Annotated in this window: 12 protein-coding genes, 1 pseudogene and 1 other annotated feature (1 of these 14 only partly in view); all 13 genes and pseudogenes read right to left on the bottom strand. The window is 45.6% G+C overall.

Going from position 1 to position 9,443, the window contains the following annotated elements; genetic code table 11:
- Nucleotides 1–207: 207 nt before the first annotated feature.
- Nucleotides 208–741, bottom strand: a complete 534-nt coding sequence (gene nusG, locus C1T29_RS00910; RefSeq protein ID WP_003178298.1) for a transcription termination/antitermination protein NusG — start codon at nt 739–741, stop codon at nt 208–210.
- Between the two features lie 176 nt (nt 742–917).
- On the bottom strand, nt 918–1,097 hold the full coding sequence (gene secE / locus C1T29_RS00905; protein ID WP_003178291.1) for a preprotein translocase subunit SecE: 180 nt from the start codon (nt 1,095–1,097) through the stop codon (nt 918–920).
- Between the two features lie 35 nt (nt 1,098–1,132).
- On the bottom strand, nt 1,133–1,282 hold the full coding sequence (gene rpmG, locus C1T29_RS00900) for a 50S ribosomal protein L33 (RefSeq protein ID WP_020449849.1): 150 nt from the start codon (nt 1,280–1,282) through the stop codon (nt 1,133–1,135).
- A gap of 83 nt (nt 1,283–1,365) precedes the next feature.
- Nucleotides 1,366–2,037 (bottom strand): RNA polymerase sporulation sigma factor SigH, encoded by a 672-nt coding sequence (sigH, locus tag C1T29_RS00895; protein ID WP_103750569.1) that lies wholly within the window; start codon nt 2,035–2,037, stop codon nt 1,366–1,368.
- Nucleotides 2,038–2,100: 63 nt separating this feature from the next.
- On the bottom strand, nt 2,101–2,613 hold the full coding sequence (rae1, locus tag C1T29_RS00890) for a ribosome-dependent mRNA decay endonuclease Rae1/YacP (protein ID WP_208945588.1): 513 nt from the start codon (nt 2,611–2,613) through the stop codon (nt 2,101–2,103).
- A 5-nt stretch (nt 2,614–2,618) separates the two neighbouring features.
- Nucleotides 2,619–3,374 carry a 23S rRNA (guanosine(2251)-2'-O)-methyltransferase RlmB gene (gene rlmB, locus C1T29_RS00885; protein ID WP_208945587.1) on the bottom strand — a complete coding sequence of 252 codons (756 nt, stop codon included), beginning with the start codon at nt 3,372–3,374 and terminating at the stop codon, nt 2,619–2,621.
- Complete coding sequence (locus C1T29_RS00880; protein WP_026578984.1) at nt 3,371–3,787, bottom strand: Mini-ribonuclease 3; 417 nt, start codon at nt 3,785–3,787, stop codon at nt 3,371–3,373. Before C1T29_RS00880 ends, rlmB begins: the two co-directional genes overlap by 4 nt.
- 2 nt (nt 3,788–3,789) lie before the next feature.
- Nucleotides 3,790–5,193, bottom strand: a complete 1,404-nt coding sequence (gene cysS / locus C1T29_RS00875) for a cysteine--tRNA ligase (protein WP_035337469.1) — start codon at nt 5,191–5,193, stop codon at nt 3,790–3,792.
- Nucleotides 5,190–5,840, bottom strand: coding sequence for a serine O-acetyltransferase (gene cysE, locus C1T29_RS00870; RefSeq protein ID WP_020449844.1), 651 nt, complete (start codon nt 5,838–5,840; stop codon nt 5,190–5,192). Before cysE ends, cysS begins: the two co-directional genes overlap by 4 nt.
- 74 nt (nt 5,841–5,914) lie before the next feature.
- Nucleotides 5,915–6,145: a binding site (T-box leader), on the bottom strand.
- Entirely contained in the window at nt 6,146–7,603 is a 1,458-nt protein-coding gene (gene gltX, locus C1T29_RS00865; RefSeq protein ID WP_103750568.1) for a glutamate--tRNA ligase, read from the bottom strand.
- Nucleotides 7,604–7,684: 81 nt separating this feature from the next.
- Nucleotides 7,685–8,161 carry a 2-C-methyl-D-erythritol 2,4-cyclodiphosphate synthase gene (gene ispF / locus C1T29_RS00860; protein WP_020449842.1) on the bottom strand — a complete coding sequence of 159 codons (477 nt, stop codon included), beginning with the start codon at nt 8,159–8,161 and terminating at the stop codon, nt 7,685–7,687.
- Entirely contained in the window at nt 8,154–8,849 is a 696-nt protein-coding gene (ispD, locus tag C1T29_RS00855) for a 2-C-methyl-D-erythritol 4-phosphate cytidylyltransferase (protein WP_020449841.1), read from the bottom strand. The genes ispF and ispD overlap by 8 nt, the downstream gene beginning before the upstream one ends.
- 16 nt (nt 8,850–8,865) lie before the next feature.
- Nucleotides 8,866–9,443 (bottom strand): annotated as a pseudogene (locus tag C1T29_RS00850) (PIN/TRAM domain-containing protein); it runs 513 nt beyond the window's last position.

The following is a 9,443-nucleotide window of genomic DNA, read 5'->3' as shown; positions in this document are numbered from 1 at the left end:
ATTTGCAATTTTACAACTTTAACTACTTTTTTAGCCACGAGACACACCTCCTTAAGTCCGTGATGTGGTAATAGGGTGAACCCTCCCACTCAAGGTCTCATTCTTTATATGAATGATGAAAATATCAAGCTAGCTGCCTTGACCTTTTTGCCAAGACGCACCTTTGTATATTATCACTTTTATATAGTGATTTCAAGCGCTTTTCCATTACAATTTGTCAACTTGAGTAAATTCGAGCTCAACCGGGGTCTCTCTTCCGAACATATTAACGAATACTTTGACTTTATTTTTGTCGTGGTCGATCTCTTCGATCGTCCCTGTGAAATCAGCAAACGGGCCGTCGATCACCTTGACGGTTTCTTTTAATTCAAAGTCGATTTCTGTTTTTCTTTCTTCAAGCCCCATCCGCTTCAGAATTTTTTCCGCTTCGCCCGGAAGCAGCGCAGTCGGCTTTGAACCTGATCCGGCTGAACCGACAAACCCGGTCACGCCAGGCGTATTTCGAACAACATACCAGGAATCATCCGTCATGACTAGTTCGACAAGTACATACCCAGGGAATACTTTCTTTTTAACGACTTTTTTCTTGCCGTTTTTAATATCGGTTTCTTCCTCTTCAGGTACAACGACGCGGAATATCTTATCCTGCATCCCCATCGATTCCACCCGTTTTTCCAAATTCGCCTTTACTTTATTTTCATAGCCGGAGTACGTATGAACCACATACCATTTCTTTTCCATTCTCATTCAGGACCCTTTCAGTCCTTCCCTCCCCACACCTTAAAAGTTTTTGGCCGTACCGGGAAACTGACACTTTCTTTTATACGAGCCTCATATTTTGAAACAATGAAAAAACCCGTTAAACGGGTTTTTTGGCAAGTCATATTTAGATCTATTATAACACGTTATGCTGATCATTATTCAACTATTAAACGAATTAATTGCGTAATACCCGAATCGATGAGTGCAAAAAAGATAGCGAAAAAGATAACGGTGGTGATAACAGTGATCGTATAGCGCGTTAGTTCTTTTCCTTTAGGCCAGGTGACCTTTTTCATTTCTTTTCCGACATTCTTTAAAAATTTGATAATACCCATGGTAAGAAACCTCCACAACCTAAAAACAAAAACGCCTATTTTGTTTCCAGATGTACTGTATGTGAATTGCAGTTATTGCAGTATTTCTTTACTTCGAGCCGTTCAGCCAAAGCTGCGGAGCTTTTCATTGTCGTATAATTACGACTTCCGCAATTTTTGCAGGCTAACGTTACTTTTTTCTTCATGTTTACACCTTTTTCTGGACGATCATTTTCCTAAGTAACATATCACAGTCATAAAATGACTGTCAATATGCCATAAGCATTGGCTACAAGCTGATTTCGCGGAGCTCCAGGTACTTTTCAAGCTTTCTTTTGACACGCTGGAGCGCATTATCGATCGATTTTACATGGCGGTTTAGTTCTTCGGATATTTCCTGATAGGATCTTCCGTCGAGATAGAGCGCAAGAACTTTTCTTTCTAAATCACTAAGCAATTCTCCCATTTTCAGCTCGATATCATCGAATTCTTCCTGATTGATGATCAGCTCTTCAGGATTCATGACCTTGGCTCCGGAAATCACGTCGAGAAGCGTCCGGTCTGATTCCTCGTCATAAATGGGCTTGTCCAGCGACACATAAGAATTGAGCGGAATATGTTTCTGGCGAGTAGCTGTTTTGATAGCGGTAATAATTTGGCGGGTAATGCATAATTCTGCAAAAGCTTTGAATGAAGTCAGCTTGTCCTCTTTAAAATCACGGATAGATTTGTAGAGTCCAATCATGCCTTCCTGAACGATATCTTCCCGATCAGCCCCGATTAAGAAGTAGGATCTTGCTTTTGCCCTTACAAAATTACGGTACTTTGTAATCAAGTAATCTAACGCATCACTGTCTCCGACATGAACCATTTCAATGACCTGCTCGTCTTCCAACTGGCAAAAACGTTCTTTGCTGAACTGTTCTTTGCTGAATTTTCCCTGGTTGTTTTGTAAGTTCACTCCGATCCCCCCGACCGCACGTAGATAGAAATATTATACAGTAATGGACAAAAAAGCGTCAACCTAATCCAAGTCGCCACGCCGCCATTTTTCGAAGATCTTCAAGACGTCTTCTGACAATGGAATTTTCCCCGCGGGACGTTCTGAGGTGATTTGTTTCACACTTTTTTCGATTTGCCTTTCGATCGCTTCGACTTCCCTGAGCAGCTCCCTGGCTGATTTGCGCAGTGCCCCTTGGCCGAAAATCGCCCATTGCTCTGTGTAGTCAGATGTGGCAACATGAAGTTGCGTCTGAATATTATTCAAGTCTGACACCAGTTTCTCGATCCGTTCATCAGCCGTTTCATTTTCCCTTGTGAATATCACTTCTACGCGATGATTGACCTTCTTTTTCTCGATTCCTTTAACGAGATGCGCATCAAAGACAACGATTACCCGGAACCCAGTATACGATTGATATTCCGCCATCTTCTGTATCAACAGATCCCTTGCTTCTTCAAAACTGTTTTCTTTTAAATCTTTCAACTGAGGCCATGCCCCAATCATGTTATAACCGTCGACCAACAGGATGTCCATTCCGTCTATTCTCCCAGAGGGCTTCGTTTCCGGTACACTTCATACATCAGGAGGCCGGCTGCGACTGAGGCGTTCAGGGACGTAACTTTTCCCGCCATCGGCAGGCGGATGAGAAAATCACATTTCTCTTTTACAAGCCTTCCCATGCCTTTTCCTTCACTGCCGATGACAAGCGCAAGCGGCATATTTCCNNNNCCGTCGAGCGACCTGTAGTCCTGTTTTCCAGACGCATCGGTACCGACTACCCAAATGCCCCGTTGCTTCATTTCTTCCAGGGTTCGCGACAGGTTGGTCACTTTGACGACCGGAATATGTTCGATGGCTCCTGTCGAGGCTTTGGCGACAGTCGTCGTAAGGCCGACCGCGCGCCTCTTCGGGATGATGATACCATGAGCCCCTACCGCGTCTGCGGTGCGCATAATAGAGCCCAGATTGTGCGGATCCTCAATCTCGTCTAAAACGAGGATAAACGGCTGTTCATTTCTGTCTTCGGCCTTTTGAAAAAGATCATCCAGTTCGGCATACTCGTAAGCCGCGACCTGAGCGACGACGCCTTGATGCTGTCCGGAAACCATTTGATCGAGTTTTTTTCTTGGGACATAATGAATCGTGATGCCTTTTTTGGCGGCAAGTTCAACGACTTGCTGAGCCTGTCCCTTCACTGTGTTTTCCGCCATCCACAGCTTATACAATTCCCGGCCTGACTTTAATGTTTCGATGACCGCGTTTTTTCCTATGACGTAATCATGCTGCTCACTCATTTGACTTCCTCCCTGCCATCCCGTTTTTCCAGTGCTGCTTTGATGAGTTCATTAAGCCTATCTTCCCTGTTCTCAAGAAAAAGATACCCGATGACCGCCTCAAAAGCCGTACTGTAACGATATGTTTGAACATCCGTATTTTTCGGTACCGTTCCGGATTTGGCATTCCGTCCTCTTCTCAGCACAGCCTGTTCTTCCTCGGTGAAAAATTCCTGCTCCTCTAGCGCAAACAGCATGCTTGCCTGCGACTTGGCAGAGACATAGCGCCTCGACTGCCTGTGCAGATCATTGGGCCTTGTCCTGCCTTGCTTTAAGAGGTGATGCCTGACGTATACCTCTAATACGGCATCACCCATGTAAGCAAGCGCCAAACCATTCAGCTGTTTGGCGTCTTTAATGGTTTCCAAATTCATGTTTACGATTCTCCTCTTTTCCAGCGTGTACCCTGTGGAGTGTCCTCCAGGATAATGTTCATGCTTTTCAGCTGGTCGCGAATCTGGTCAGATGTTGCGAAGTCACGGTTTCTGCGGGCTTCATTCCGCTTCTCGATCAGTTCTTCAATGTCCTTATCCAAAAGTTCCTGTTCCTTGAGGGAGAAGCCGAGAACTGAGCAGATCTCGTCAAACAGCTGTAGAAATGCCTGAATGACATGTTCTGAAGTATTCTTTTCCTGCAGATAGTAGTTGGCGTGTTTGGCCAGATCAAACAGGACGGAAATTGCATTCGCTGTATTAAAATCATCATCCATTGCCGTTTCAAAGGCTTTTCGCTGCTCTTCAATTTTTCCAAGCCATTCTGAATCGCCCTCTGTTAAATTTGTACTGCTTTTCAGGCGATACTGCAAATTGCTATAAGCTGTTTTTAGACGACCAAAAGCATTTTTTGTGTTCTCAAGAAGTTCGACCGAATAGTTGATCGGATGTCTGTAATGAACAGACAGCATGAAAAACCGCAGCACTTGGGGATCATGCTCTTTAATAATGTCATGCACAAGCACAAAGTTACCGAGCGATTTTGACATTTTCTCATTATCGATATTAATGTAGCCGTTATGAAGCCAATACTTCGCGAAAGGCTTCCCTGTCAATGCTTCCGATTGGGCAATTTCGTTTTCGTGATGCGGGAAGGTCAAATCCTGGCCGCCGGCGTGAATGTCGATCGAATCGCCCAAATATTTTTTCGCCATCGCAGAGCACTCGATATGCCAGCCGGGACGGCCTTTTCCCCAAGGGCTATCCCAGGAGATTTCGTTATCTTTCGCCGCTTTCCATAATGCGAAATCGAGCGCATCTTCTTTTTTCTCGCCCACTTGAATCCGGGCGCCTGATCTCAGCTCATCGACTGATTGATGCGACAGCTTTCCATAACCTTCAAACGATCTTGTTTTATAATAAACATCCCCGTCTGCCTCATAAGCATAGCCCTTATCGATCAGCGTTCGAATAAAATCGATGATTTCATCCATGTTTTCAGTGACGCGCGGATGGCAATCCGCTTTTGTGCAGCCCAGTGAACCGACATCTTCGAAGTACGCCTTAATAAAGCGTTCGGCGATGACCGGCACTTCCTCTCCAAGCTCATTTGCCGCTTTAATTAATTTGTCATCGACATCTGTAAAATTGGAGACGTATTGGACGTCATAGCCTTTATACTCCAAATACTTTCTGACCGTGTCATAGACGATCGCCGGCCTCGCGTTTCCGATGTGAATGTAGTTATATACGGTCGGACCGCACACATACATTTTGACCTTGCCTTCTTCAAGAGGCACAAACGGCTCTTTTTTTCGTGTGAGAGTATTATACAGTGTTAGTGTCACAGCTCATCTTCCCTTTCTTTTCTCCGGAGCTCTTGTTTCAGCTGCCTGATTTCGTTTTCCAATTCTCTGAAGCGGTCAGCCACCGGATCCGGCAAGTCCTGGTGGTTCAAGTCGCGTCTGATTTTCTTTCCGTTTTGTACGACGACGCGGCCCGGGATGCCGACAACGGTGGAGCATTCAGGCACATCATGCAGGACGACGGAGCCGGCGCCGATTTTCGCCCCTCTTCCGATTGTAATGGATCCAAGCACTTTTGCCCCTGTTGAGATCAGGGCATGATCCTCGATTGTCGGATGCCTTTTGCCTTTTTCTTTTCCAGTTCCTCCTAGCGTTACGCCCTGAAAAACCGTGACATTGTTTCCGATCTCACAGGTTTCGCCGATCACAACCCCCATGCCGTGATCGATGAAAAACCTCCTGCCGATCTTGGCACCCGGGTGAATTTCGATGCCTGTAAAGAAGCGGGCGATTTGAGAGATCGTTCTGGCGATGAAAAACCTTTTTCTTTTATATAAAGCATGTGCAATTCGATGCGCCCATATAGCATGCAAACCTGAATAAGTTAAGATGACTTCAATGTAGCTTCTCGCAGCTGGATCTTGATCAAATACGACGTCTACATCTTCTTTCAGCATTTTAAAGAACACATGATTCCCCCCGTTCCCCGCTTCCTTTGTCTCTATCTATTGTCAAACCATATAAAAAAACGCCTCTGTCTAATGACAGAGACGCTTTTTGACGCGCGGTTCCACTCTGTTTAGAAAACAGCACAGCTGTTTTCTCAACTCTCATCCATAACGGCGGATACCGCCTTTGAATACTTGTGTAAAAACGTTCTTCAAAGGTCTCAAGAGGTGCATTTCTAAAGCCCAGCGCTTAAGTCTTTTCCAGCCGATGAAGACTCTCTCTTTAAAGGCCCTGGCTTTATACTTATCCCTGTCAACGATTTATCTTATTGAATAATGTTATTCAGCCGTTTTAAAACGGTGTCTTTCCCCAATAATTCAATGGACTGAGGCAGTTCAGGACCGTGGGTCTGGCCTGTCGTCGCTACGCGGATCGGCATAAACAGCTTTTTCCCTTTATGTCCTGTTTCTTTTTGAACGGCTTTGATGGATGCCTTGATCTCATCTGCCGTAAACGAGTCAAGCTGCTCAAGCTTTTCGGCAAATACGCGAAGCACTTCCGGAACCTGCTCTTCTTCTAAAACTGTTCTTGCTTCACGATTATACTGGATATCGTCTTTAAAGAACAACTCTGTTAACTCGACGATTTCAGCGCCGTAGCTCAACTGTTCCTGATATAGAGAAATCAGCTTGCGAACCCATTCCTGTTCGCTGCCTGTTAGCTCTTCTGAAACCTTGCCCGCTTTTTGCAAATGCGGAACGGTCAATTCGATCACCTGATCAAGATCAAGTTTTTTCACATACTGGTTGTTGACCCATTTCAGTTTATGCGTATCAAATACCGCTGGTGATTTTGACAAACGGTGTACATCAAATATCTCAATAAACTGTTCTTTTGTAAACAGCTCTTCTTCTCCGACCGGCGACCAGCCGAGAAGAGTGATGAAGTTAAACAATGCTTCCGGCAAATAGCCGAGCTCTTCGTACTGTTCGATAAATTGAATGATGGACTCATCCCGTTTGCTCAGTTTTTTACGGTTTTCATTGACGATTAATGTCATATGTCCAAATGCCGGGATGTCCCAGCCAAGGGCGTTGTAAATCATGATCTGCTTCGGCGTATTGGAAATGTGGTCTTCGCCGCGCAGGACATGCGTCATTTTCATTAAATAGTCATCGACAGCTACGGCAAAGTTGTAAGTAGGCGTTCCGTCTTTCTTCACGATAACGAAGTCGCCGATGCCGTCTGTTTCAAAAGAAATTTCTCCTTTGACGATGTCATTGAAGCTGATGACTTCTCCTTGAGGGACTTTAAAGCGGATGCTCGGCTGTCTTCCTTCAGCTTCGAGCTTTTCCTGCTCTTCTTTAGTTAAATTGCGGCACTTGCCTGAGTAGCGCGGCATTTCTCCGCGGGCAGCCTGTTCCTCGCGCTCTTTCTCAAGCTCTTCTTCCGTGCAGTAACATTTGTAGGCAAGCCCTTTTTCAAGAAGCTCCTCGTGATATGTTTTGTAAATGTCGTTTCTTTCGGATTGGCGGTATGGTCCGTATTCTCCGCCGACATCCACGCTTTCATCCCAGTCGATGCCCAGCCATTTTAAATAGTTCAGCTGGCTTTGCTCTCCGCCTTCAATGTTACGCTTCCGGTCCGTATCTTCAATGCGGATGATGAATTTTCCGCCTTGGCTCCGGGCAAACAAATAATTAAAGAGAGCGGTTCTGGCATTTCCGATATGTAAATGGCCTGTTGGGCTCGGCGCATAACGAACCCGAACTTCGTTTCCCATCTGTCTAACTTCCTTTCGTCTCTAACAGAGTTCAAATTTATTTCCTATTCTATCATCAAATGAACCTGTCTTCAAAATGAATTATACCTTTTGGAGCAGAACGGAAGCCTGAGCGGCGATTCCTTCGGCTCTTCCCGTAAATCCGAGCTTTTCGGTTGTGGTCGCTTTTACGTTAATTTGGGACATTTCCGCCTCAAGCCCTTCGGCAATTCTGGCTCTCATGTCTTCGATATACGGCGCCATTTTAGGCTTTTGGGCGATGATTGTACAATCCAGGTTCCCGAGCGTATAGCCTTTTTCCTTCACAATCATCCAGACGTGACGAAGGAGTTTGAAGGAGTCGGCATCTTTGAACTCAGGGTCGGTATCCGGAAAGTGTTTTCCGATATCGCCCTCGCCGACGGCGCCGAGACACGCATCCGCAATCGTGTGCAAAAGCACATCGGCATCCGAATGTCCGAGCAGGCCTTTTTCGTAAGGAATCGTAATTCCCCCGATAATGAGCGGCCTGCCTTCCACTAGTTGATGGACGTCAAATCCTTGGCCTATTCTAAACATGTTCATTCCTCTTTTCCGCTTCTAATATCGCTTCTGCGACAAGCAAGTCATCCGGGGTCGTCAGTTTGATGTTTTGATAATCCCCTTGAATGATTGCAACCGTACCTCCGGCTTCCTCGACCAGACTGGCGTCGTCCGTACCGAGGAAACCTTTTGTTTCAGCCTCAAGGTGAGCATTCATCAGAATAGAAAGACGAAAAGCTTGTGGGGTTTGAGCGGCCCACAAGCTTGAACGTTCAATCGTTCCGGCTACTTCACCGTCTTGAACGCGTTTGATCGTGTCTTTAACAGGTACGGCAACGATAGCAGCCCCTGTTTCCTTCGCTTTCTCGACAAGCTGTTCGATATATTCCCGTTTAATAAAGGGTCTTGCTCCGTCATGGACGAGGACCGTTTCCTCTTTGCCGGCCGCTTTAATACCCGCAAATACGCTTTGCTGGCGTTCTCTTCCGCCCGGAACCATCTCGATCGGAGTTGTAAAATGATAGGTTTTTAAAAGGGTGCTGAATTCACCGAATTCCTGTTCATTGATGACAAGAATGATCCTTTTGCAGGCATCATGGTTTTCAAACACCTTTAATGTATGAATAATCACAGGAATTCCTTTCGCCTCGATAAACAGTTTGTTTTTCCCGGCATTCATTCGTTTACCTTGTCCGGCGGCAGGAATGACGACTTCGTAATTCATTTTATTTCTCCCTTTTTCAAAGCGCCTTTTCCAGCAGTTTTGGCTTGGCGAATATCATTCTGCCTGCCGCTGTCTGCAGCACGCTGGTCACGAGCACGTCGATATGTTTGCCGATATAATTCCGCCCTTCTTCCACGACAATCATCGTGCCGTCGTCCAGATAAGCCACGCCCTGATTATGTTCTTTCCCGTCTTTGATGACCTGCACCTTCATTTCTTCTCCCGGAAGCACGACAGGTTTGACGGCGTTGGCAAGGTCGTTGATGTTCAATACGGCAACCTTTTGGAGCTCGCATACTTTGTTCAAATTGAAATCGTTGGTAACGACAACGCCTGAGGTCAATTTCGCCAGTTTGACAAGCTTGCTGTCGACCTCTTGAATATCTTCAAAATCGCCTTCATAAATTTCAACTTTGATATCGAGCTCTTTCTGGATCCGATTTAAAATATCCAGTCCTCTCCGTCCTCTGTTTCGTTTGAGGACGTCTGAAGAGTCGGCGATATGCTGCAGCTCCTCAAGCACAAACTGAGGAATCACAATGACGCCTTCAAGAACTCCGGTCTGCCAAATATCAGCAATTCTCCCAACTATAA

It is taken from the genome of Bacillus sp. MBGLi79 (assembly GCF_002953915.1).
Note: the sequence above shows the minus strand (reverse complement) of the source record. Positions and strands in the feature narration are given on the sequence as shown.

Coding starts and splice junctions, on each gene's coding strand:
- nusG (WP_003178298.1), bottom strand. CDS start 741: ATGGAAAAGAAATGGTATGTGGTTCATACGTACTCCGGCTATGAAAAT.
- secE (WP_003178291.1), bottom strand. CDS start 1,097: ATGGGTATTATCAAATTTTTAAAGAATGTCGGAAAAGAAATGAAAAAG.
- rpmG (WP_020449849.1), bottom strand. CDS start 1,282: ATGAAGAAAAAAGTAACGTTAGCCTGCAAAAATTGCGGAAGTCGTAAT.
- rae1 (WP_208945588.1), bottom strand. CDS start 2,613: ATGGACATCCTGTTGGTCGACGGTTATAACATGATTGGGGCATGGCCT.
- C1T29_RS00880 (WP_026578984.1), bottom strand. CDS start 3,787: ATGAATTTGGAAACCATTAAAGACGCCAAACAGCTGAATGGTTTGGCG.
- gltX (WP_103750568.1), bottom strand. CDS start 7,603: ATGGGAAACGAAGTTCGGGTTCGTTATGCGCCGAGCCCAACAGGCCAT.
- ispF (WP_020449842.1), bottom strand. CDS start 8,161: ATGTTTAGAATAGGCCAAGGATTTGACGTCCATCAACTAGTGGAAGGC.
- ispD (WP_020449841.1), bottom strand. CDS start 8,849: ATGAATTACGAAGTCGTCATTCCTGCCGCCGGACAAGGTAAACGAATG.